Source organism: Methylobacterium sp. CM6257 (genome assembly GCF_054611515.1).
Map to the genome: position 1 here is coordinate 4,464,596 of NZ_CM137735.1, position 21,430 is coordinate 4,486,025.

Here is a 21,430-nt window from a genome sequence, read left to right on the forward strand (position 1 = left end):
CAGTTCCGTCAACCGCGTTGCACCGGCGGCTCCGAGAGACCAGAACGGGCCAGACCCGCACCCGGAGGGAGCTGAATGCGCACCGAGACGCCGCCGCTGATCCGCCTCGAGGAATACCGGCCGAGCGACTACCTGATCGACCGCGTCGATCTCGATATTCGCCTCGATCCGCACGCGACCCGGATCGACGCGACGCTGGCGCTGCGTCCGAACGCGGGGGGCGAACCGGGCGCGCCGCTCAACCTCGACGGCGACGACCTGCGGCTGGTCTCGGTCGCCCTCGACGGCGCTCCACTGCCGGGCGACGCCTACACGGCGGCGCCCTCGGGTCTCACGCTCCTGAAGCCGCCACGGCAGCCCTTCACCCTGCGCCTCGTCACCGAGGTCGACCCGACGGCCAACACCAAGCTGATGGGCCTCTATAGGTCGAACGGCGTCTACTGCACCCAGTGCGAGGCCGATGGCTTCCGGCGGATCACCTACTTCCTCGACCGCCCCGACGTCATGGCAGTCTACACCACGCGCCTCGAGGCGGACCGCGCCGAGGCGCCGGTGCTGCTCGGCAACGGCAACCTCGTCGAGTCCGGCCCCGTGGGAACGGACCGGCATTTCGCCGTCTGGCACGATCCGCACCCGAAGCCCGCCTACCTGTTCGCCCTGGTTGGGGGGCAACTCGGGAAGGTCGAGTCGCCCTTCACCACCATGGAGGGGCGCGCCGTCACCTGTGCGGTCTACGTGGAGCCCGGAAAGGAGGATCGCGCCGATTACGCCCTGGACGCCGTGATCCGCTCCATGGCTTGGGACGAGACCGCCTTCGCCCGACCCTACGACCTCGACGTGTTCAACGTTGTCGCCGTGTCCGACTTCAACATGGGCGCGATGGAGAACAAGGGCCTCAACATCTTTAACGACAAATACGTGCTGGCGAGTCCCGAGACCGCTACCGACGCGGATTACGCGGCCATCGAGGCGATCATCGCCCACGAGTATTTCCACAACTGGTCGGGCAACCGGGTCACCTGCCGGGACTGGTTCCAGCTCTGCCTCAAGGAGGGATTGACGGTCTTCCGCGACCAGGAATTCTCCTCCGACATGCGCTCCCGGCCGGTCCACCGGATCGCCGAGGTGCGCTCGCTCCGGGCGCGGCAGTTCCCCGAGGATGCCGGGCCGCTGCGCCACCCGGTGCGGCCGAGGGCCTACGCGGAGATCAACAACTTCTACACGGCGACCGTCTACGACAAGGGCGCCGAGATCGTCCGGATGCTGCGCACGCTGATCGGCGCAGAGGCGTTTCGGGCCGGCATGGACCGCTACTTCGCCGACAATGACGGGCGCGCCGCCACGGTGGAGGATTTCCTGGCCGCCTTCACCTCCGTCACCGGGCGCGATCTCACGGTCTTCGCCCGCTGGTACGAGCGGCCCGGCACGCCCCGTCTCAGCGTCACCTATGCGTACGAGCCGGCCGCCGCCCGCTGCGTCCTGCGCCTCGCGCAGAGCCTGCCGGCCGAGGCGGGACAGGAGGAGATGCCGTTGGTGATTCCGGTGGCCCTCGGGCTTGTTGGTGCGTCGGGGCCGCTCACGGGCGCCACCTGCCCGGCCGTGACGGACGGTGTCTACGTCCTCGACCGGCCGGAGGCCGAGATCGTCTTCGAGAACGTCTCCGAGGACCCGGTCCCGTCGCTGCTGCGGGACTTCTCGGCGCCCGTCCGGCTCGAGCTGGAGCTCACCGACGCGCAGCGCATGCGACTGCTCGCCCATGACAGCGACCCTTTCAACCGCTGGCAGGCAGCACAGGATGTCGCCCTGCGGCTCATCCTCGACCCCGATCGAGCCCGGACCGAGGCCTTCGCGGAAGCGCTCGGGCGCTTCCTCGACGGCGAGGCCCTGTCCGACCCGGCCTTCGCGGCTCTGGTCCTGGCTCTCCCGAGCGAGGGCGAGGCCGCCGATGCCGTGCCGGCCGACGTCGATCCCGACGCGATCCACCGGGCCCGCTTCGACCTGCGGTCCTACCTCGGGCGCGCCCTTCGACCGCGCCTCGAACGGCTCGACGGAGCGCTCGCGCCGGCGGATGGCGCGGGCTACAGCCCCGATGCGGCCTCGGCGGGACGGCGCTCCCTGCGCAACGCCGCCCTCGACCTGATCGCTGCGGGCGATCCCGGGACCGGCGCGCAACGGGCCGCGGAGCGCTTTGCGAACGCCACCAACATGACCGATCGGCTCGCCGCCCTCGGCACGCTCGCGCTGATACCTGGGGCGAGCCGCGAGGCCGCGCTCGCGGACTTCGCCGCGCGCTACGCCGACGAGCCGTTGGTTCTCGACAAGTGGTTCGCGATCCAGGCCCAGATTCCCGAGCCCGGCACGCTGGAGCGGATCGCCCGCCTCAAGGAGCACCCGGCCTTCACCATGACCAATCCGAATCGGGTCCGGGCGCTGATCGGGAGCTTCGCCTTCGGCAACCCGACGCAGTTCGCGCGACGGGACGGACAGGGGTTCGACTTGGTGGCCGACACGGTCGCGGTGCTTGATTCTTCGAACCCGCAGGTTGCTGCGCGGCTGCTCACGGCCTTCGGGTCCTGGCGCCGGCTGGAAAAAGCGCGGGCGGAGAAAGCCGCCGAAATGCTTAATCAGATCAAGGCGATCCCGGGCCTGTCGCGGGATACCGCCGACATCGTGGCGCGCACGCTTGGAGGCGGCTAACATATTGAACTTGCGGTAGAAATTGATTCCCTGGCGGCGCTGCCACACTGGCGGCCCGTCAAGGTTAAATGGTAAAAAACCCGTGGACAAACTGCCCTCTGAGGTGATTGTATTCACTCAGATTCGGGGGCGCGGGACGCCACGAACCGATCGCAGCTCCCACGGGTGAGGTTCGGCCATGCCGGAGGCGGCTTCCGCTTCCTTCTCCGCGCGTGCGGAATCGAGTCTCACGGTGTCCTGGCCGATGCGCGCCCGGGATCCACGGCTCGGGCAGGCGGAGCGGTTGCTGCGCTACGCCGTGCCGGGCACCCTGGCCGTGTTCCTGGCCTGCCTGGTCGGGCTCGCCGCCCTCCACATCCGTGGTCAGCGGGCCGAGATCCTCGCCGGGGCCCAGGCCGAGGTCGAGGGCTTCGCCTGGATGGCGGCCCGGGCCCTCGCTCCGGCGGAGATCGCCTCTGCGGATCTGCGCGCATTACTGCCGGAAAGCCACCGGCATCCGGGCCGACGGCTGCTCCTGGTCCGCTCCGATACCCGCATCGCCGCCGCCCACCCGCCCCTGCCGGCCGACCTGACGACCCTGGCCCAGGTGCTCGGCGAGAGCGAGCCGCTCTCCGGCCTCGGCGAGCGCGCCGGCGCCATGGCGCTCGACCTTCCCGGGGGCGAGAGCGTGCTGGCCGCCATGCACAGCCTGCCCGACGGTACCGGACAGGTGGCGGTGCTCCAGCCCGTGGAGCCGTTGCTGCGCGGCTGGAGCACCCGCACCCGCGACCAGATCGTGCTGATCGCCGCCGCGATTCTCGTCATCGTCGGCGTCGGTGTCGCCTACGGGCTTCAGACCCGGCAGGCGGCCCGCGCCGACCGGGCCCGGGAACAGATCCGCGGCCGTCTGGAGACGGCCTTGCGGCGGGGCGCCTGCGGCATCTGGGACTGGGACATCGCCCGGGGCCGGATCTACTGGTCCGACTCGATGTACAGCCTGCTCGGCTACCGGCGCCAGCACGAGTATCTCTCCTTCGGGGACGTCAACGGCCTGGTCCATCCCGACGACGGAGATCTCTACAGCCTCGCCCGGGGGCTCGCGGCAAACCACGACTGCATCGATCACGCCTTCCGGATGCGGGGCGCCGACGGGGCCTATGTCTGGCTGCGGGCCCGGGCCGAAGTCGTGGCGGACGCCTCTGACGGGAGCCGTCATCTCGTCGGCATTGCCACCGACATCAGCGAGCAGCGGGCGCTGGAAGAGACCAATGCGGCCGCCGACATGCGCCTGCGCGACGCCGTCGAAGCGATCTCGGAGGCCTTCGTCCTCTGGGATACCGGCAATCGGCTGGTCCTGTGCAACTCGAAATTCCGCCACCTCCATGCCCTCAGCCCCGAGGATGCGCAGGCCGGCCGGAGCTACACGGATGTGATGGGCCGGGGCGTGCTGCCCCAGATCCGGCGGGAATCGCCGGAGGCCGGTATGGCGCTGGCCGGCATGGCGGCCCGAACCTTCGAAGCGGAACTCGCGGACGGTCGCTGGCTGCAGATCAGCGAGCGCCGCACCAAGGACGGCGGCTACGTCTCGGTCGGCACCGACATCACCAGCCTCAAGCGCAACCAGGAGCAGCTCCTGGCCTCGGAGCGCGAGCTGATTGAGACCGTGAAGGACCTCAAGCGCTCCCGCCGTACCCTGGAACTCCAGACCCAGCAGCTCGCCGACCTCGCCGAGCGCTACCTCGACCAGAAGGCTGCCGCCGAGGCGGCCAACCAGGCCAAGTCCGAATTTCTCGCCAACATGAGCCACGAGTTGCGCACGCCGCTCAACGCGATCATCGGCTTCGCCGACGTCATGGAGAACGCGGTGCTCGGCCCGCTCGGCACGCCCCGCTACACCGAGTATTGCCGGGACATCCGCGAGAGCGGCTCGCACCTGCTCTCCATGATCGACGACATCCTCAACATGGCCCGGCTCGAGGCGCGCCGGGTGCGCCTGAATCCCCGCCCGATCGCCGCAGAGGCCGTCATCGCGGCCGCCCTCCAACCCGTCGAGGCGGCCGCCCGCGAGAAGGCGATCACCGTCAGCGTCGACGTCGCCCCGGGGCTCGAACTCGTGGCTGATCCCAGCGCGATGCAGCAGATCCTCGTCAACCTCGTTCAGAACGCCGTGAAATTCACCCCGGCCGGAGGCCGCGTCGCGATCCGGGCCCGGCGCGCGGGCGGGTGCACGCACCTGTTCGTCGAGGATGACGGGATCGGCATCCCGCGCTCCGACCTCGCCCGGCTTGGCCGTCCCTTCACGCAGGTCGAGACGCAGATGACCCGGAGCCACAAGGGGTCGGGCCTGGGGCTCGCGATCACGCGCTCGATGGTCGAACTGCACGGCGGCTCCCTGCGGATCCGCTCGGAGGAGTCGGTCGGAACCATCGTCCTCGTGCGCCTCCCCGCCCCGGCCGAGGCGCGGCTCGCGTCGGAATCCGCGGCGGGTCGCGTGTCGGGCGCACAGCGCCCCGGCCGCCGGGCGGCCGCCCGGTCGTTCGCCGCCTGAGGGCAGCTGTCACGGGCGCGGTTCGAGGCCGCCGAGGCGGGCGAGGCGCCCCTGTTCCGCGTGCCAGCGGGCATCCGCGACTCTCCGGGTGAGGCACCGGATGCGCCAGCGCCGGTAAAGCGACAGAACCGGATTGCCTCCGAGACCTGCCTGATGCCGATGCAGGCGACGCAGCAGGCCCGGCAGCTGCGCCGAGGCCGCTTCGCCGGTGGCGATCTCGATGGCCCGCAATTCGGCCCGGAACCCGGCCTTCCAGTCTTCCATGGCTCGCGCCTCCGAGCGGATGCCCCGTCCGCACGTGCCCGGCCGGCAGGTGTTTCCGGACCGTGTGATGCCGCACCCCGCGGCATGACTGCGCGCCCTCAAAACCCGCGTCTGGGCCCGGTGTTTGCTCCGAATACGGTCCGCCCGGCGGATCACGATCGGAGAATACGACCGATGCCCGACAGGACAACGCTACGCCTCACCCTCGCGGCTCTGCTCGGGCTCGCCGCCGCCCCAGCACTCGCGCAGAGCACGGGCTACGTCACCGCTTTCCCGGGCAAGGACCCCGCGGGCGACGAGGAGATCGGTTGGGGGCCGGCCTATCGCCCCGAGACGAGCTTCGCCCAGCCCGGGACGCCGCCGACGCCCGGCGCGATCGCCGGCCGCGCCTATCGGGCCCGAACCGGCCACGGCGTGTACGACCGGGTCGAGGGCGACGGTCCGCATCGGGCTCGATAGAAGCGGCCCTGAGCCCTCGCTTCAACGCCTCCGCAGGATTCGTTTGGCGGCCATGCGCGCATCCCGCTCGAACCGCGCGAGCCGCACGCGCCGCTCCAGGGATAGGGTGCGGATGCCCGGCGGGACCGCGATGATCTCGGCCACGGGGGTCCGGTCGCGGTAGAGGCTCTCCAGGGCCGAACCGTCCAGCGTCGCGGAATCGAGGCGGTCGGCGAAGGGGGTGTCGTGGCAGGCGCGCACGATCTCGGCCTCCAGCAGCAGCCCGGGGGCATGGCTGCGCAGATCCTCGTCGTAGGCGGTCTTCAGCAGGGTCGCGATGCCGCCCCCGAGCAGGGCGAGGCTGACCGCGATCGGGCGTCCGTCGAGGGTCAGCGCGTCCGCCCGGATGCCGACCGGCCCATCTGATCCGGCGAACAGGGCGCGGGCGAGCGCGGCGGTCTCGGGCCGACAGGCCAGGGCGGTACCGGCCTGGCCCTTCCAGCCGGCGCGCTCCAGGTCGAGGAAGGCCGCGAGGAGGCGCTGGAGGTCCGGGCCCTCCGTGGCGCTCGCGTGGGCGACGGCGCCAAGGTCCGCAAGCCGACGCGCCCGGCGGCGCAGATCCTTGAACCGCGACCGGTGCGGATGGCCGGCCAGAAACGCCTCGTGGTCGGCGCGGCGGTCCATCACCGGTCGGTCGAACGCCGCCACCGTGCCGACCGTCCAGCCGCGCGCCCGCATGGCCTCCAGCATGGCCGACACGGCGCCCTCCCCGGTCGGCAGGAGCGGCCATCGCCAGGCCCGGCCGCCTGAGGCCGCTTCGAGGCCGGTCACCAGCGCCTGCGCGTGGCCGGCGCGGTCGGGTTCAGCGGCGACGAGGGGCGCGGCGGCGGTCACGAAGGGCGAGAGGAACGGCCGGGCGACCAGGCCGCCCAGACCGGTGAGGTCGCGGTTCAGGGTGTAGGGCAGCAGCGCGGTGAGCCGATCCCCGCGCCGGATCGTCACGAAGCGCAGGGCCTCCGGCAGCAGGCCAGCGGCCCGGTGCGCCTCGATCACGTGCCGGGAGAAATGCGGGTGCGGCGTGATGCCATCCGCGAACAACGCGTCCCACGCGGTCGCCTCCGGCGCACCGTCGAGGGAGATCGTAAAATCCGAGAGGCCGCGGGCAGCCAGCGGCGCCGGGCTCATCAGGCCGCTCCCGCCGACCAGACAGGTGTTCGAAGCCCGTGGACACGTCCTGCGGCACGCGCCAGGAGACCGGCCCGGCCGACGGTGGCGAGCGCCACCGCCAGGGCCGCGCCGAGCGTCCCCAGCGCCGGAACCAGTGCGAGACACAGGCCCGCGGCGGCGACGAGGCTCCCCGCGGTGATGCCGGCGCAGAGCCGCTCGCCCCCTAGCATGGTGAGAAGGTCCTCGCCCGGCCCGAACAGGCTGGCCGCGACGCTGCCGGCGACCAGGATGCAGAGGATCGGCACGCTCGCGCCGAGCCCCGGGCCGAACATCGCCAGAAGCAGGGGGCTGGCGGCCAGGATCGCGCCGCCCACCACAAGCGTCGCGGCCGCGGTCATCCGGCCCTGGCGGCGGACCAGTTCGGCGAGCAGGAAGCGGTTGGCCTGCGCCTGGGCCGCGCTGTAGCGCTGGAGCGTCACGGCGCTGACGGCGAAATGCACGAAGACCACGAATTGCTGGATCCGTGTCGCCGCGAAGTAGAGGCCGACCTCGGCCGGGCTCACCAGGACGCCCAGCACGATCACGTCCACGAAGGTGAAGCCGGCATTGGCCAGATCGATCGCGGCGATCGGCAGACTCGTTCCGAGCCACATCCGCCATCGGTAGCGATGCGGTCCGGACGGCAGGTCGTTCCGGAGCCGCATGACGAGCAGGCCGGCCTGCAGTGCCGTCGCGACTACGGCTGCCGCCAGCATGCAGGCCATCGCCACTTCGGCGCGCGGTGGCGCTCCGATCAGGACCGCCCCGACCATGCAGGCCATCATCAGGGTCTGACGCAGGAGGTAGGGCGGCGCGATGGCGAGGCCGACCCAGTTCTGACTGCGGGCCACGCCCTCCAGATAATCCTGCAGCGCGAAGAGCGGCATCACGCAGATCGCAACCGCGATCGGGATGCGGTAGGCGGGCGCGAACAATCCGGGCTCCAAGCTCAGGAGGGCGGCCCCGAGACCGGCGACGGCCAGCGCCGCGCCGCCGGTCGCGAGCGCCCCAGCCCGGATGTAGCCGCGGGCGAGGTCGAGGTCGCCCTGGGCTTGGTTTCCCGGCACGAACCGGCAGGCGCCCTGGGACAGGCCAAGCGTCAGGGTGTGGCCGAGCATCGCGGTCCAGACCCAAACGGAGGCGAAAATCCCATAGGCCTCCCAGCCCATCAGGCGCGCTGCCAGAACCTGCGAGCCATATGCAAAGCCGGCTGAACCGACGCGGATCGCGAAGACCGTGAGGGCAGCCCGTTGTGGGCCGTTCCGCAGGGCGCGCAGGCGGCTGAACGCGAAGGCCGGGAGAGCCGTGGCTGACACTACGCGCTCCGCGCCAGACCTGGGACGGCGGAAGGCCGACCTCCGAGTGCCCGGTCTAGCCCGGTGTGCGTTGCGGCTCGGTTAAGGCCGGGGCGGTCGGATCGGTCTTGGGGGCTTCGGCGTCTCGGTTCGCATCAGCGAGGTGGCGATCGTCAGGGCCACGTGCTCGGCCATGCAGCGCAGGCCCAGATCGTTCAGCCGGAACCGGCGACCGAGCATATGCCCCTCGCCCTTGTCGCTGCGGCTCGACAGATAGTGCAGCGCCTCGTAGCGCCGCACCAGGGGCACCGCCTGCTGAGTGGCGACGGTCCGAACAGCCTCGACGATCCGATTGTAGTCCACATCGGCGGCCATGCTGGCCGTGTAGATCGGATCGACCAGCACGACGTCGATCCCGTGCGACCGGATCCAGGCCACGGCTTCGCCGAGCGCGTCCGCGAAGGCATCGGCATCCACGCGGGCGATGGCGTCATGGGTGCCGACCTGCCAGACCACCAAGTCGGGCTCGGCCTCGGTGACCATGGTCCGCAGGCGCTCGGCGGCGCCGGAGGCAATCTCGCCCGGCAGGCCGCGGTGGTCGATCACCACGTCGACCTTCGGCAGCGCGTGCTCCAGGGCGGCCTCGAGCTTGGCCGGGTAGGACGCTGAGGCCCCCGGCGCCGCGCTGCCGCCGATCGCCAGGATCTTGAGGGGGCGGTTCTCGAGCAGGGCCGCCTTGACGGCGCCGAGTTGGGCGGCGGTGTAGAGCTGCGCGCCCGGGACACGGCACTCCTGCGACAGGCCGGGCTCGCTCGCGCCGGGATCGGCCGGCTGCTCGGCCACGGCCGGGGGCGCCAGGACGGCCAGGATCAGAGCCGCCAGGGCCAGGAAGGGCCGCATCGCGGCACCGCGGGTGCGGCCGCAGGGGGGCGGCCCGGAACGGCACGCGGGGCTCACGTGCGGGGTCGCGAAGACTTGCTGCGGGTGCGCCACTCGACGAACCATGCGGTAAACCCCAGCCCGACCAGGCCCGAGCCGGCGACCAGCATGTCGATCAGCAGGCCGCCGCCGGTCTGGAAACGCACGAGCTGCCCGATCAGGCTCAGGATCGAACCCATCGAGAAAACAGCCAGGGAATTCCGACCCAGCCTGTTCAGATAGCCGACGATAGGGCCGATTCGGGGGGATAGAAGTGCGTAAACGGGCGCAACGGCGAGCAATACCCCCAGAAAATGGAGTAGTCGGGCCGGCGTGAGATAGGTTTTCTCGAAGGTGAAGAGCAGACGCGGCTCGGGCACGACCATCGGGTCCGGTCGGATCTCCGTGACGGCGAGCACGATTCCGACGAGGACGATGACCACGCCCGCCGGAAACAGCCGGCGCGACCAGCGGCGCAGGGTGTCGGTGCGCAGGTTCCAGCCCTGGAGCACGAAGCCGAGCACCAGCAGCACCTGCCAGCACAGCGGGTCGAAGAACCAATCCCCCTCTCCGGGCCAGGACGGCAGGTTCCACGCGAACACGAGGCTCGCGAGATAGAGGCTCCCGGAAAGGGCCAGGGCCGCGACCAGGCTGAGCCGGCCGACCAGCACGAAGACCGGCGCGATGCCGATCAGCAACACGTAGAGGGGCAGGATGTTGAAGTAGCCGAGCTGGTAGGTCAGCAGGGCCATCCCGCAGACCGACTGGATCGGATCCGCGAAGAAGCCGCCGGCATTGTGCCATTCGAGGATCAGCGGGTTGTCGAGCAGCAGCGCCGCGCCCGCGATGATCGCCAGCGCGAGCAGCATCACCGTGAGCTGGGCCCGGTAGACCTCGACGGTGCGGGCAAGCAGCCGCACGACGCTGCGGCCTGGGGGCTCCGGCACACCGTCGCGTCCGCGGGTGGCGATGCCGATCGACCAGCCCGCGAGGAAAACGAACAGCTCGGCCGCGTCCGAGATGCCGTATTGCGAGAAGGTGTAGCGCTCGAAAGTGTTGCCCGGGATGTGGTTGATGAAGATCGTGACCAGGGCGAAGCCGCGCCAGAAGTCGATCGCGTTGGGGTCCCGCATCGTCGCGGCGGCTCCGAGTTTCGACTTGTCTGATCGAGGGCTGAGGGTTCGCGGCCCCTGATAAGGCGCCGCATCGGCTCTGCAAAGCGGGGGACGGTGAAGATCGTGCGACCGGTCGAACCGGGAGGTCACGCTCGCGTCACGACCCGGCACGGAGCTCCACGCACGATCACGACCCTCGCCGTTCTCGATCGCTCCTGGCATCCATCGCCGCTTCGGCGCAGGCCGCCACTGGAACCGATGGTGGGCCGGGCTCGACGGCGACCGCGCCCACCACCTCCTCGGTCGGGCGTGTCATGCCGCCGAGCCGGGGGCCGGTGCCGCCACTCCGGACGACTGCCGGACGCTGACCCGGCGGGACGCGCAGAACGACCGGATCATGCGCGGGATCTGCATCGGATGCAGCCGGAGATAGGCGCGCCCGCGAACCGGCCGCTGCGCTACTTGCTCCGGCGCAGGCGCAGCTCGTCCTCGCTCTCGCGCGCGAGCCGCAGCAGGTTCTGGCCGTAGGCGGTCTTGGCGAACATCTCGCCGCGGGCCACAAGCTGGTCGCGGTTGATGAAGCCCTGGAGGTAGGCGATCTCTTCCAGACAGGCCACCTGCAGACCCTGGCGGTGCTGGAGGGTGCGGACGAACTCGCTCGCCTCCAGCAGGCTGTCGTGGGTCCCGGTGTCGAGCCACGCGTAGCCCCGCGACATGCGCTCCACGTGCAGCTGCCCGCGCTGGAGATAGGCCTCGTTCACGCTGGTGATCTCGAGTTCGCCGCGGGCCGAGGGCTTCACGTCGGCGGCGATGTCGAGCACCTGATTGTCGTAGAAGTAAAGACCGGTCACCGCCCAGGTGGATTCCGGGTTCTGCGGCTTCTCGACGATCTTCGTCGGGCGGCCCGACTTGTCGAGGTTGACGACGCCGTAGGCCTGCGGATTGTCGACGTGATAGGCGAACACCGTGGCGCCCTGCCTGCGCCCCGCCGCGCGCTCCAGCAGCTCGCCCATGCCGGCGCCGAAGAACAGGTTGTCGCCGAGGATCAGCGCCACGTCGTCGTCGCCCACGAAGGATTGGCCGATGATGAAGGCCTGCGCGAGACCCTCCGGCCGCGGCTGCAGCGCGTAGGAGAACTTCAGACCGAACTGCTCACCGGTGCCGAACAGCCGTTTGTAGTTGTCGAGGTGTTCCGGTGAGGAGATGATCAGGATCTCGCGGATGCCCGCCAGCATCAGCACCGAGACCGGGTAGTAGATCATCGGCTTGTCGTAGACCGGCAGGAGCTGCTTGTTGATCGACAGCGTGGCCGGGTGCAGGCGCGTGCCGGAACCGCCGGCCAGAACGATGCCCTTCATGGCTTGGAAACTCCCTCTGAAACCGGCCCGACGAGCCGGTCCAGGATGTCGTCGAGCGCCGCCGCCCAGGGCCGCGGCGCGATGCCGTAGCCCTGCATCAGGCTGTCTGTGGACAGGCGCGAATTGGCCGGCCGCCGGGCCGGTGTCGGATAGGCGGAGGTCGGGATACCCTTGACCGGCACGGAGCGGCCGCCGCGCCGGGCGGCCCCCGCCACGATCGCCTCGGCGAACCCACACCACGTGGTGTCGCCCGCGTTCACGCAATGGAACGTGCCGGTGGGCGCCGTCGCGTCGGTGGCCAAGCGCTGTGCGATCGTCGCCAGCGCGGCGGCGAGATCGGCGGCCGAGGTCGGGCAGCCGTGCTGGTCGTTGACCACGGTCAGGGCGTCGCGCTCGCCGGCCAGCCGCAGCATCGTCTTGACGAAGTTGCCCCGGTGCGGGCTCACCACCCAGGCGGTCCGCACGATGGCGTGGCGCGGGTTGCCGGTGCGCACCGCCAACTCGCCCGCGGCCTTGCTGGCCCCGTAAACGCTCTGGGGATCGATCGGCTCGTCGGGCGCGTAGGCTCCGTCGGGCTTCGTGCCGGCGAACACGTAGTCGGTCGACACGTGCACGAGCGGGATTGACTTGGCCGCGGTCGCGGCCGCCAGGATCGCCGGGGCCAGCGCGTTGAGGCGCCACGCTGCGACCATGTCGGATTCGGCCTTGTCGACGGCCGTGTAGGCGGCGGTGTTGATCACCGCCCGGTAGTCGTGGGCGGCGATGGCCGCCCCGACGGCGTCCGCATCGGTGATGTCGAGGTCTGCGCGGCTCGGCGCGTGCACCGACACGCCCGCCGGCCAGGACAGAGCCTGCAACTCGGTGCCGACCTGGCCGGCGCCGCCGAGGACGAGGATGTCCATCAGCCGTTGAGCCCCAGGCGCTCACCCTTGTACCGGCCCTCGCGGATCGGGCGCCACCAGCTCTCATTGTCCAGGTACCACGCCACCGTCTCCTCGAGCGCCTGCTCGAAGGTCTTCTGCGGGCGCCAGCCGAGCTCGGTCTCAGCCTTGGTGCAGTCGATGGCGTAGCGCCGGTCATGGCCCGGGCGATCGGCCACGAAGCTGATCAGCTGTTCGTGCGGGGCGTTCTGCGGGCGCAGCCGGTCGAAGGCCGTGCAGAGCGCCTTGACCACCGCGAGGTTGTTGCGCACCGCGCGGCCGCCGAGCAGGTAGGTCTGGCCGACCCGGCCGCGCTCCAGCACGGCCACGAGACCCTTGGCGTGGTCCTCCACGTGGATCCAGTCGCGCTCATTCAGGCCGTCGCCGTAGACCGGCAGCTTCTTGCCCTCCAGGGCGTTGAGGATCATCAGCGGAATCAGCTTCTCGGGGAAGTGGCGCGGCCCGTAATTGTTCGAGCAGTTCGTCACCAGCACCGGCAGGCCGTAGGTCTCGTGCCAGGCGCGGGCCAGATGGTCAGAGGCTGCCTTCGAGGCCGAGTAGGGCGAGCGGGGGTCGTAGCGGCTCTCCTCGGTGAAGAACGCGCCCGGCGGCAGCGAGCCGTAGACCTCGTCGGTGGAGACGTGGAGGAAGCGGAAGGTCTTCTTCTCGGCCTCCGGAAGGGCCTCGTAATGGCCGCGGGCGCCGTCCAGCATGGTCTGCGTGCCGATCACGTTGGTGCGCACGAAGGCGCCCGGATCGGTGATCGAACGGTCGACGTGGCTCTCGGCGGCCAGATGCATCACCGCCTGAGGCTTGAAGTCCGCGTAGGCCTTCTGCACGGCGGCGCGGTCGCAGATGTCGGCCTCGATGAGCCGATGGCGCGGGTTGTCGGCGAGCGGCGCCAGCGAGACCGGGTTGGCCGCGTAGGTCATCGCGTCGAGGGTGCAGACGTCGTGGCCGAGATCGTTGACGAGGTGCAGCACCAGCGCCGAGCCGATGAAGCCGCAGCCTCCGGTCACCAGGATGCGCATGGCGGATTACCTCTTCGGATCAATCGAGAACTGAGAAAGCCGGCGCAGCGTAAGACCGGCCGTCGTGACAAAATTGCGGCCGGTCCGCGCTCTTCAGAAGACGCGGCCGAGATCCGCGAGCTTCGGTGCGCGCCGGTCCTTGTCGGACAGGATCGCCGCCTCGCCGGAGACCGGCCACGGGATCCCGATCTCGGGATCGTTCCAGGCGAGCGCCCGGTCGTGCTCCGGGCTGTAGTAATCGTCGACCTTGTAGGCGACCATGACGTCGGGGGTCAGGGTGCAGAACCCGTGGGCGAAGCCGTGCGGGATGAAGAGCTGCTCGCCCTTCTCGGCGTCCAGCGTCACGGCCACGAACTTGCCGTAGGTCGGCGAGTCGCTGCGGATATCGACCGCGACGTCCAGGATCGCGCCCTGGAGCACGCGGATCAGCTTGGCCTGCGCCCGGGGGGCGATCTGGAAGTGCAAGCCGCGGATCGTGCCCTGCGGGGCCGAGAAGGACTGGTTGTCCTGGACGAAGACGGCGGTGATGCCGCCCCGGGCCATGGTGTCGGCCCGGAACGTCTCGGAGAACCAGCCCCGCGCGTCGCCGAAACGCTTCAGCACGACGCGCTTCACGTCCGGAATTTCGGTCTCGATGACGTCCATGCCAGCGCCCTTCCCGCGGATCCCGTCGCGAGGCCCAGCGGACGTCTCCGCCTCGGTCGCACGGAGCCCCGCGCCCGCCTCGCCGAATTCAACCTCGATGATCGACCCGCGACTTCCGGTCATTCGTACGCCGTGTCAAGGCGTGAGGCCCGCGGTGCGAGGCTTGAGAGGAGCCGATGACGGGCGCAACGAGGCAAACCGTGGCGGATCTGCTGCGAGCCTGCCTTGCCGATCCGGCCTGTGGGTGGAGCCTCGGCGGCTACGGAGCGGTCGCGGGCTTCTACCGGGATCCCGGCGAGCCGGCGCGGGATCTCGATGACGGCCGCCTCGGGCTCGTCACGGCCCGCGGCGCCGTCGCGCTCACCGTACCCATGGACCTGAGGCCGTTCGCCTACGAGACCGGCTTCACGGGCGGCTGGAGCCAGGCCGTCGCTCTCTGCCTGCCCGCCACTCTCTGCGCGATGGGCCGGCGTCGCGTGCTGACGGAGTTGGGACCGGACGACGCGGCCGCTCGGCCGCAGGATCGCGGCGCGATCCTGTTCGATCTGGGCCTCGACCTCGAAGCGGTGGATGCCTGTGTGCGGGTGCAGGATCCGGCCCTGATCGAGCGCCTCCGCGGCGAGATCGGCCGGCCCTTGCTCGCCTCCGGCCACCCGATCAACGCGATGCTGATGTCGTTGAGCCCGCACCGGGTGTTCATCGCCCGCATCGGGCGAATCGAGGTCTACGCGCCGATCCCGTCCGCTGGCGGCGCCGTCGGTCCGGGACCGCACAGCCATGTCCTACCGAAGCTCCTGCGGCTCCGGCGGACCCATGCGGCTACCGCGCCGATCCCGCGGGGCTGGGTGCCCTGCGGGGGCCTGCACCCGGCGCATCCCGGCAAGGACGAGATGGGCCGGCCAATCCCGTTCGATGCGGGGCGTCACGCCGCGTTCGGGCGCCTCCTCGAGACCTGGGGCGATCCGCGACTCGTCGCCCTGCGGCGCGCGGTGCTGGCCGGCCAGGATCCCGGTCCTGCTTTGGCCGAGGGGCGTTTCACGCGTTCGGCGATCCGGGCCGCGCAGGCGCAGCGGCAGGCTTTGGGCGCCTGAACGCGCCGTCACCGTGGCGGCGGCCGGTGAGGCCGGCCAGGCGCGGGTCCGGATCGGCCGGCCAGATCCCGATCCTCGCCGCGTCCTGTGGCGCGCTGCACCGTTGCGGCCAGGTTCAACTCAGGCGGCGCTGGCTCGTCCAAGCTCGAGCGCCCTGCTCCAGGGTTGAAATGGTCCCGCGACGGTTCCCGGTTTGCGACCGGCCAGGAGGAGTGGGGCTCGTCCGCCGGGTCCCAGCTTGCACAGGCCGTCTCAGGGGATGCCGATGATCTTGTGGGTCTGCAGCGACAGGCGCCAGCGGGCATCCCGGCGGCAATACGCGATCGCCGCCTCGATGCTGGCGATCCGGTCCGGCCCGTCCATGGGCTGGAGGAAGCGGTGGCGGAAGGCGAGGTGGACGAAATCCGCGGGATCGGCGTCCTCCTGCGGATAGACGAGCTTCAACTCGTGCCCGGTTGTCTGCGCGAGGGCGTTGCCGCCTTTGGGGCTCACGCAGATCCAGTCGATGCCGGGGGGCGCTGGCAATGTCCCGTTGGTCTCAATCGCGATCTCGAACCCGTGCCCGTGGACGGCCTCGATCAGGGCACCGTCGAGTTGGAGGAGCGGCTCGCCCCCCGTGAAGACCACGTAGCGGTTCTCCGGTCCGCCGGCCCAGGTTCGCGCGATCGCCTCGGCCAGCGCGGCTGAATCGGCGAAGCGGCCGCCGCCCTCTCCATCCAGGCCCACGAAATCCGTGTCGCAGAAGCGGCAGGCCGCCGCCGCGCGATCCGCCTCGCGACCTGACCAGAGGTTGCATCCGGCGAAACGGCAGAACACCGCCGCGCGCCCCGCCTGGGCACCCTCGCCCTGCAGGGTGTGGAAGATCTCCTTGACCGCGTAAGTCACTGCCGTCCCAGTCACCGTCTCGCGCGACGCCAAGCCTGCACATAAGCGGTGTGCGGCTTGTGGACCACCGACAACCACGCCGCGCAGACCCGCCGTGCGGTCTCGCCTTGCTCTTGCCACGGTGGACTCGTTCATGCCGTGATGCAGCGCGGCGACCGAACGCGGCCGTCCGGGTTGTTCACGTGTCCGGCCGGCCGGCCGGACGTCCGGCGCCTCACGGCGTCGATCCTGGCGATCCTCTGACGAGTCGGGCTCGAATGTCCTCTTCTCTCTTCCGGCGCCTCACCGTCGGGCTCGTGGCGCTCACGGGTGTGGTCGGAACGAGCCTTGCCGGGATCCGCGCCGCCGAAGCCGTCACGGTGCCGATCCTCGTGGCGGACGTGGATTCGGGTAAGGTGATTTACGCGCAGGCGCCTACGGATCCCTGGTACCCGGCCTCGATCACCAAGCTGATGACCACCTACGTCGCCCTCGACCTCGTGCGGCAGGGCAAGGTCTCGCTCGACTCGATGATCACCATTTCGGCGGCCGCCGCCGCGGAGCCGCCCTCGAAGATGGGCTTCAAGCCGGGGACGCAGCTCACCCTCGACAACGCCCTCAAGATCATCATGGTCAAGTCGGCGAACGACATCGCCTACGCGATCGGCGAGAATCTCGGTGGCTCGATCGACAACTTCGCCGCCATGATGAACGAGACCGCGCAGCGGATCGGCATGCGCGACAGCCACTGGTACAATCCCAACGGCCTGCCCGATCCGCGGCAGTGGACTTCGGCCCGCGACATGGCGGTGCTCGCCCGAGCGCTGATCCGCGACTTCCCGGATTCTCACGATCTGTTCTCGATTTCGGCAATCCAGTTCGGCCGCGCCGTGATGCCGAACCATAACGGCCTGCTCGGACGCTATCCCGGCACGGACGGGATGAAGACCGGCTTCATCTGCTCGGGCGGCTTCAACGTGGTGGCGACCGCCACCCGCAATGGCCGGCGGATCGTCACCATCGTGATGGGCCAGCCGAGTCCGCGCGAGCGCGACGTGAAGGCCGCCGACCTGTTCGACTACGCGTTCGGCCAGAGCGCCGGCTGGACGAGCCCGACCCTCGACGCGCTGCCGGCCTCCGCGCTCCCCGCGCCCCCGGACATGCGCCCCTTCGTCTGCGGCGGCAAGAAACCCCCGGCCATCGAGGACGGGCCCGGGGCATTGAGCGCCCCCGGCTCGGCGGCGCAGCTCGTTGGCGGGGCTGCGGCCAATAACCCGGCGCTCGCGCTTGCCGCCTTCTCGAACCCGGCCCTGCGCGCCCGGACCCTGCCGCCGCGGGCGCCACTTCAGCCGGTCGCCGTGTGGATCGGCCGCAATCCGGCGGAGGGCCAGCAGATTCTCGATGCCCAGGAAGCCGAGCAGAAGGCCGCGGCCGCCAATGCCCGCACCGCCAAGCTGGAAGCCGCCAAGGCCAGGCGCGCGGCGGCGCTTGAGGCGGCCAAGCAGGCCCGCGAGGCCCGCGCGGAACGCGCCCAGGCTGCCAAGGCCGCGGCCAAGCCGACTCCGAAGGTCGCTGCCAAGGCAGCCCATCCCCTCCCCCGAAGCGCGAGCGCCTACACCGCCGTCGAGACGCAAGCGATGCCGGAAGCCAAGCCCGGCAAGGGGCTGTCGAAGCCGGCACCGAAGGCAGCCGCGCACAAGCCGGTTCCGGCCAAGGCGGCGACCAAGGCCGCACCCAAGAAGGCGGCTGCCAAGAAGGCTGCGGCCGACGAATAGAGGCGGCTTATCGTCCGGCGTCCCGGCGCGTTGCCGCGGGCGCCGGCAGACCCCACTTCGGCGACAATGTCACAGACCGCCGTCCCCGCTCCGGATCCCCGCCGCCCGGAGCCGATCCCGCTCACCGTGCTCACCGGCTTCCTGGGTGTCGGCAAGACCACGCTCCTGAACCGGCTGCTGCGCGATCCCGCGCTCGCCGATACGGTGGTGATCGTCAACGAGTTCGGCGAGATCGGCCTCGACCACCTGCTCATCGAGACCGTCGATGAGGACATGATCCTGCTCGGCGCCGGCTGCCTGTGCTGCACGGTGCGGGGCGACCTGATCGCCACGCTCGAAGACCTCCTGCGCAAGCGCGACAACGGCCGGATCCGGCCGTTCCGGCGGGTGGTGATCGAGACTACGGGCCTCGCCGATCCGGCGCCCATCCTGCACGCGCTGATCTACCACCCTTATCTCGTGCTCCGGTACCGTCTCCAGGCGGTGGTGACGGTGGTCGACGCGGTGACGGGCGCCGACACCCTCGACGCTCATCCGGAGGCCCTGCGCCAGGCCGCGGTCGCCGACCGGATCGTGCTCACCAAAACCGACCTTGCCGGCGACACGTCCGGGATCCGGGCGCGACTCGCGGCCCTCAACCCGGCCGCGTCCATCGTAGCGCCGGACGCTCCGGCCGACGCGCTGCTCGGCGGCCTGTTCGGCCTTGAGGGCAAGGGTGCGGACGTGCGCGCGTGGCTCGGCGACGAGGCTCTGCTTGGCGCCCATGACCACACGCACGACGTGAACCGGCACGACGCGTCGATCCGGGCGATCTGCCTGACCAGCGCGGCCCCGGTGCCCCGTGCCGCCTTCGAGATGTTCATGGACCTGCTGCGCTCCGGTCACGGACCGAAGTTGCTGCGGCTCAAGGGCATCGTGGCGCTCGCCGACGATCCTGATCATCCCGTGGTGGTGCACGGCGTCCAGCACGTGTTCCACGCGCCCCTGACCCTGCCCGCCTGGCCGGATCCCGACCACACCTCCCGGTTGGTGCTGATCCTGCGCGATCTCGATCCGGCCTTCGTGCGCCAGCTCTGGGACGCCTTCCTGGGCCGACCGCGCGTCGATGCCCCGGATGCCGCCGCTCTCACCGACAACCCCCTCGCCATCCCGGGTGCCTGACGGTTCGGCTGGGCGGCATCGTCCTTGAAGCTCTCGACGCGAGCGGCGTTCGCTAGACGCCGGATCGTCCCGAAATAGGACGGATCGTCGAGAGGCTGAACACCCGATGGCGCGACGCTTCACCGTGATACAGGGCGGTCTGTCCGAATTGCCGGCGCCCGCGATGGAAGCGTCCGCAGCCCGGCCTGCCTCCTGGCGGGTCGATCTCCGCAGGCCTGCTGCCGTGGACGCTGCGGCGGTCTCGGCGTGGCGGGCCATGCTGGTGCGCAACGCCGTCATCGATCCCCTGCGCGATCCGGATCATCTCCTGCCACTGGCCCAGCATCGGCCGGCCGGCCGCCGAGTCGCCGTCGCCCTCGCCTGGAGCCGCGAGTCGGAGACCGGCCGCGAAGCCCTGCGCGGCGTGGTGCCGCTGGCAATGCCGCACCCGGTCTGGGGCGGCCGGGCCCGCCCTTGGCAACCCGCCGAGTCCGAGGCGGCGGCCCTCGTCGACAGTGCCGTCGCGGAGGCGGTGGATCGGGCCCTGCGGGCGCGGCTCGGTGCGTTGCGCCGCCCGATCCGCTTCGCCGGCTCGATCGAGTCCGTGCATCGTCCGGAACCGTTCCGACTGTCCCTGGCGTCGACTCGTTCCGTGCGACCACGGCCGGTCCCGCCCGAGAATGTCTTCGGAATCCGTCCCGAGGGATGGGAGCCGCCCGCTTCGGAGGTTCTGGCTGTGACCGAGCCCGAGGCCGTTCGCGACGCGGTGGAGACCTTTTTGACCCTCGATGCCCGCACGGCCCGGAGGCCGATCATCGCCGATCCGGCCGAGGCGTCTCTGGTTAGGGTGGTGAGCCGCCTGTTCGCCCGGAGGGGTGCGCTGCGGGTCGAGTTCCTGCGCCGGGCCGGCGAGATCGTCGCCGGCACCCTTCACCTCGGCGCCGGCTCCGCCTCGGTCCCCTGGCGGCGGGTTCGGGCCTGAGCTGGATCGGTCGATCCGCCGCGCAGATGGCGCCTGTCTGGAGACACGCCCGTGCCCTAGCTTGCGCCCATGCCGCGCGACACAGCCCATGGACTTCGACCCGCGCCGCACACCGGCCGCGAGGGAGGCGAGCCGCTCGATTTGGCAAACGCGGATCGCGTCGAGGCGGTCCTGGCACGGCTGGCCGAAGCGGATCCGGATCCGAAGGCCGGCTTCGACCGCACCGATCCGTTCCGGTTGCTCGTGACCGTGCTGCTCTCGGCGCAATCGACCGGCCCGACCGTGTCCCGCATCGCCGAGGCGCTGTTCGCCCAGGCTCGGGATCCCGCCGGGATGGTCGATCTGGGCGTGGCCCGGATCGCCGCGATCATCCGGCCCGTCGGGCTCGGTCCATCCAAGGCGCGCAACATCGTCAAGCTGTCGGCGGCTCTGATGGCCGAGTTCGACGGTGCGGTCCCGCGCAGCGCGATCGAACTGCGCCGCCTTCCGGGCATTGGTCGCAAGAGCGCCGAGGTGACAGCGAATTTCGCGTTCCACGAGCCTGTGGTCGCCGTCGACACCCATGTGTTCCGGGTCTCGAACCGGATCCCCCTGGCGCCGGGTGCCACCGTCGACGCGGTGGCCGACGGGCTCGCGGCAGCCGTGCCGGAGCGCTTCAAGGATGGCGCCCATATCTGGCTGTTTCGGCACGGCCGCGATACGTGCATGGCCCGCAAGCCTGCCTGCCCGCGATGCTGCGTCTCGGATCTCTGTACGTGGCCGGGGAAGGCGCTCTGAGAGGCGCTACTCGTCCTCGCCGAAACGATTGGCCAGAAGCGTCTCGATCCCGTCGAGGCACTCCTCGGCATCTGGGCCCACCGCCGTGACGGCGATGCGGGTGCCCATGGCGGCCCCAAGAGTCAGCAGGCCCATGATCGAGCGTCCGCCGACCGTCTCTCCCGCCCGGGTCACGGTGACTGCGGCGTCGTAGCGCTCGACCGTCTGCACGAACTTCGCGGAGGCGCGGGCGTGGAGACCTCGTCTGTTGATGATCGGCAGCATGCGGAGAAAGCCGCCCTCCGGCACGGGGAGATCGTCGTCCGTCTCGAAAAGGTCGTCCATTGCCCGTGGTGCTTCCAGCCCGGTCCGCAGCTGTTAAAACCGCTTACACCGAACCTAAACCAT

At 70.5% G+C, this 21,430-nt stretch carries 19 protein-coding genes; 8 read left to right on the plus strand and 11 right to left on the minus strand.

Features of this window, described 5'->3' with window-relative positions:
* Nucleotides 1-75 precede the first annotated feature (75 nt).
* The gene (gene pepN / locus ACYCO6_RS21760) at nucleotides 76-2,697 is read left to right on the plus strand and encodes an aminopeptidase N (protein ID WP_459763195.1); all 2,622 of its coding nucleotides are present in this window, start codon (nucleotides 76-78) and stop codon (nucleotides 2,695-2,697) included.
* A 178-nt stretch (nucleotides 2,698-2,875) separates the two neighbouring features.
* The gene (locus tag ACYCO6_RS21765; RefSeq protein WP_459763197.1) at nucleotides 2,876-5,224 is read left to right on the plus strand and encodes a PAS domain-containing sensor histidine kinase; all 2,349 of its coding nucleotides are present in this window, start codon (nucleotides 2,876-2,878) and stop codon (nucleotides 5,222-5,224) included.
* 9 nt (nucleotides 5,225-5,233) lie between these two features.
* Here the strand turns inward: ACYCO6_RS21765 and ACYCO6_RS21770 are convergent, their stop codons facing one another.
* Nucleotides 5,234-5,488 (minus strand): hypothetical protein, encoded by a 255-nt coding sequence (locus ACYCO6_RS21770; protein ID WP_459763199.1) that lies wholly within the window; start codon nucleotides 5,486-5,488, stop codon nucleotides 5,234-5,236.
* 174 nt (nucleotides 5,489-5,662) lie between these two features.
* Between ACYCO6_RS21770 and ACYCO6_RS21775 the strand changes: the two genes are divergently transcribed.
* Nucleotides 5,663-5,947, plus strand: a complete 285-nt coding sequence (locus ACYCO6_RS21775; protein WP_459763201.1) for a hypothetical protein — start codon at nucleotides 5,663-5,665, stop codon at nucleotides 5,945-5,947.
* 21 nt (nucleotides 5,948-5,968) lie between these two features.
* Here ACYCO6_RS21775 and ACYCO6_RS21780 read toward each other — a convergent pair whose 3' ends face one another.
* From ACYCO6_RS21780 to rfbC, 8 genes are all read right to left on the minus strand, one after another.
* The gene (locus ACYCO6_RS21780; protein WP_459763203.1) at nucleotides 5,969-7,111 is read right to left on the minus strand and encodes a GNAT family N-acetyltransferase; all 1,143 of its coding nucleotides are present in this window, start codon (nucleotides 7,109-7,111) and stop codon (nucleotides 5,969-5,971) included.
* Nucleotides 7,111-8,448 carry a lipopolysaccharide biosynthesis protein gene (locus tag ACYCO6_RS21785; protein ID WP_459763205.1) on the minus strand — a complete coding sequence of 446 codons (1,338 nt, stop codon included), beginning with the start codon at nucleotides 8,446-8,448 and terminating at the stop codon, nucleotides 7,111-7,113. The genes ACYCO6_RS21780 and ACYCO6_RS21785 overlap by 1 nt, the downstream gene beginning before the upstream one ends.
* An 81-nt stretch (nucleotides 8,449-8,529) precedes the next feature.
* Nucleotides 8,530-9,327, minus strand: a complete 798-nt coding sequence (locus tag ACYCO6_RS21790) for an SGNH/GDSL hydrolase family protein (protein ID WP_459763207.1) — start codon at nucleotides 9,325-9,327, stop codon at nucleotides 8,530-8,532.
* Nucleotides 9,328-9,380: 53 nt separating this feature from the next.
* The gene (locus ACYCO6_RS21795; protein WP_459763209.1) at nucleotides 9,381-10,478 is read right to left on the minus strand and encodes an OpgC family protein; all 1,098 of its coding nucleotides are present in this window, start codon (nucleotides 10,476-10,478) and stop codon (nucleotides 9,381-9,383) included.
* A 440-nt stretch (nucleotides 10,479-10,918) separates the two neighbouring features.
* A complete protein-coding gene (rfbA, locus tag ACYCO6_RS21800; protein ID WP_459763211.1) occupies nucleotides 10,919-11,818 on the minus strand; it encodes a glucose-1-phosphate thymidylyltransferase RfbA in 900 nt (299 codons plus the stop codon).
* A complete protein-coding gene (gene rfbD, locus ACYCO6_RS21805; RefSeq protein ID WP_459763213.1) occupies nucleotides 11,815-12,720 on the minus strand; it encodes a dTDP-4-dehydrorhamnose reductase in 906 nt (301 codons plus the stop codon). The genes rfbA and rfbD overlap by 4 nt, the downstream gene beginning before the upstream one ends.
* Nucleotides 12,720-13,769 carry a dTDP-glucose 4,6-dehydratase gene (rfbB, locus tag ACYCO6_RS21810; RefSeq protein ID WP_459763215.1) on the minus strand — a complete coding sequence of 350 codons (1,050 nt, stop codon included), beginning with the start codon at nucleotides 13,767-13,769 and terminating at the stop codon, nucleotides 12,720-12,722. Before rfbB ends, rfbD begins: the two co-directional genes overlap by 1 nt.
* A gap of 93 nt (nucleotides 13,770-13,862) precedes the next feature.
* On the minus strand, nucleotides 13,863-14,414 hold the full coding sequence (gene rfbC, locus ACYCO6_RS21815; RefSeq protein ID WP_459763217.1) for a dTDP-4-dehydrorhamnose 3,5-epimerase: 552 nt from the start codon (nucleotides 14,412-14,414) through the stop codon (nucleotides 13,863-13,865).
* 200 nt (nucleotides 14,415-14,614) lie between these two features.
* On the opposite strand from rfbC, the gene ACYCO6_RS21820 reads away from it, so the two are divergent.
* Nucleotides 14,615-15,505 carry a DUF6925 family protein gene (locus tag ACYCO6_RS21820; RefSeq protein ID WP_459763219.1) on the plus strand — a complete coding sequence of 297 codons (891 nt, stop codon included), beginning with the start codon at nucleotides 14,615-14,617 and terminating at the stop codon, nucleotides 15,503-15,505.
* 252 nt (nucleotides 15,506-15,757) lie between these two features.
* On the opposite strand, the gene queE is transcribed toward ACYCO6_RS21820, so the two are convergent.
* Nucleotides 15,758-16,390 carry a 7-carboxy-7-deazaguanine synthase gene (gene queE / locus ACYCO6_RS21825; RefSeq protein ID WP_459773655.1) on the minus strand — a complete coding sequence of 211 codons (633 nt, stop codon included), beginning with the start codon at nucleotides 16,388-16,390 and terminating at the stop codon, nucleotides 15,758-15,760.
* Nucleotides 16,391-16,647: 257 nt separating this feature from the next.
* On the opposite strand from queE, the gene ACYCO6_RS21830 reads away from it, so the two are divergent.
* From ACYCO6_RS21830 to ACYCO6_RS21845, 4 genes are all read left to right on the plus strand, one after another.
* Nucleotides 16,648-18,144 carry a D-alanyl-D-alanine carboxypeptidase family protein gene (locus tag ACYCO6_RS21830; RefSeq protein WP_459763221.1) on the plus strand — a complete coding sequence of 499 codons (1,497 nt, stop codon included), beginning with the start codon at nucleotides 16,648-16,650 and terminating at the stop codon, nucleotides 18,142-18,144.
* Nucleotides 18,145-18,210: 66 nt separating this feature from the next.
* Nucleotides 18,211-19,305, plus strand: a complete 1,095-nt coding sequence (locus ACYCO6_RS21835; RefSeq protein WP_459763223.1) for a CobW family GTP-binding protein — start codon at nucleotides 18,211-18,213, stop codon at nucleotides 19,303-19,305.
* A gap of 106 nt (nucleotides 19,306-19,411) precedes the next feature.
* Nucleotides 19,412-20,266: a GNAT family N-acetyltransferase gene (locus ACYCO6_RS21840; protein WP_459763225.1), complete on the plus strand. Its 855-nt coding sequence runs from the start codon at nucleotides 19,412-19,414 to the stop codon at nucleotides 20,264-20,266.
* A 141-nt stretch (nucleotides 20,267-20,407) separates the two neighbouring features.
* Entirely contained in the window at nucleotides 20,408-21,043 is a 636-nt protein-coding gene (locus ACYCO6_RS21845) for an endonuclease III domain-containing protein (protein ID WP_459763227.1), read from the plus strand.
* Nucleotides 21,044-21,049: 6 nt separating this feature from the next.
* On the opposite strand, the gene ACYCO6_RS21850 is transcribed toward ACYCO6_RS21845, so the two are convergent.
* On the minus strand, nucleotides 21,050-21,367 hold the full coding sequence (locus tag ACYCO6_RS21850; protein WP_459763229.1) for an HPr family phosphocarrier protein: 318 nt from the start codon (nucleotides 21,365-21,367) through the stop codon (nucleotides 21,050-21,052).
* Between the last annotated feature and the right edge of the window lie 63 nt (nucleotides 21,368-21,430).

What these genes read in the sequence shown, in the direction of transcription:
- pepN (WP_459763195.1), top strand. Translation starts at nt 76, where the DNA reads ATGCGCACCGAGACGCCGCCGCTGATCCGCCTCGAGGAATACCGGCCG.
- ACYCO6_RS21765 (WP_459763197.1), top strand. Translation starts at nt 2,876, where the DNA reads ATGCCGGAGGCGGCTTCCGCTTCCTTCTCCGCGCGTGCGGAATCGAGT.
- ACYCO6_RS21770 (WP_459763199.1), bottom strand. Translation starts at nt 5,488, where the DNA reads ATGGAAGACTGGAAGGCCGGGTTCCGGGCCGAATTGCGGGCCATCGAG.
- ACYCO6_RS21775 (WP_459763201.1), top strand. Translation starts at nt 5,663, where the DNA reads ATGCCCGACAGGACAACGCTACGCCTCACCCTCGCGGCTCTGCTCGGG.
- ACYCO6_RS21780 (WP_459763203.1), bottom strand. Translation starts at nt 7,111, where the DNA reads ATGAGCCCGGCGCCGCTGGCTGCCCGCGGCCTCTCGGATTTTACGATC.
- ACYCO6_RS21790 (WP_459763207.1), bottom strand. Translation starts at nt 9,327, where the DNA reads ATGCGGCCCTTCCTGGCCCTGGCGGCTCTGATCCTGGCCGTCCTGGCG.
- ACYCO6_RS21795 (WP_459763209.1), bottom strand. Translation starts at nt 10,478, where the DNA reads ATGCGGGACCCCAACGCGATCGACTTCTGGCGCGGCTTCGCCCTGGTC.
- rfbA (WP_459763211.1), bottom strand. Translation starts at nt 11,818, where the DNA reads ATGAAGGGCATCGTTCTGGCCGGCGGTTCCGGCACGCGCCTGCACCCG.
- rfbD (WP_459763213.1), bottom strand. Translation starts at nt 12,720, where the DNA reads ATGGACATCCTCGTCCTCGGCGGCGCCGGCCAGGTCGGCACCGAGTTG.
- rfbB (WP_459763215.1), bottom strand. Translation starts at nt 13,769, where the DNA reads ATGCGCATCCTGGTGACCGGAGGCTGCGGCTTCATCGGCTCGGCGCTG.
- rfbC (WP_459763217.1), bottom strand. Translation starts at nt 14,414, where the DNA reads ATGGACGTCATCGAGACCGAAATTCCGGACGTGAAGCGCGTCGTGCTG.
- ACYCO6_RS21830 (WP_459763221.1), top strand. Translation starts at nt 16,648, where the DNA reads ATGTCCTCTTCTCTCTTCCGGCGCCTCACCGTCGGGCTCGTGGCGCTC.
- ACYCO6_RS21835 (WP_459763223.1), top strand. Translation starts at nt 18,211, where the DNA reads ATGTCACAGACCGCCGTCCCCGCTCCGGATCCCCGCCGCCCGGAGCCG.
- ACYCO6_RS21840 (WP_459763225.1), top strand. Translation starts at nt 19,412, where the DNA reads ATGGCGCGACGCTTCACCGTGATACAGGGCGGTCTGTCCGAATTGCCG.
- ACYCO6_RS21850 (WP_459763229.1), bottom strand. Translation starts at nt 21,367, where the DNA reads ATGGACGACCTTTTCGAGACGGACGACGATCTCCCCGTGCCGGAGGGC.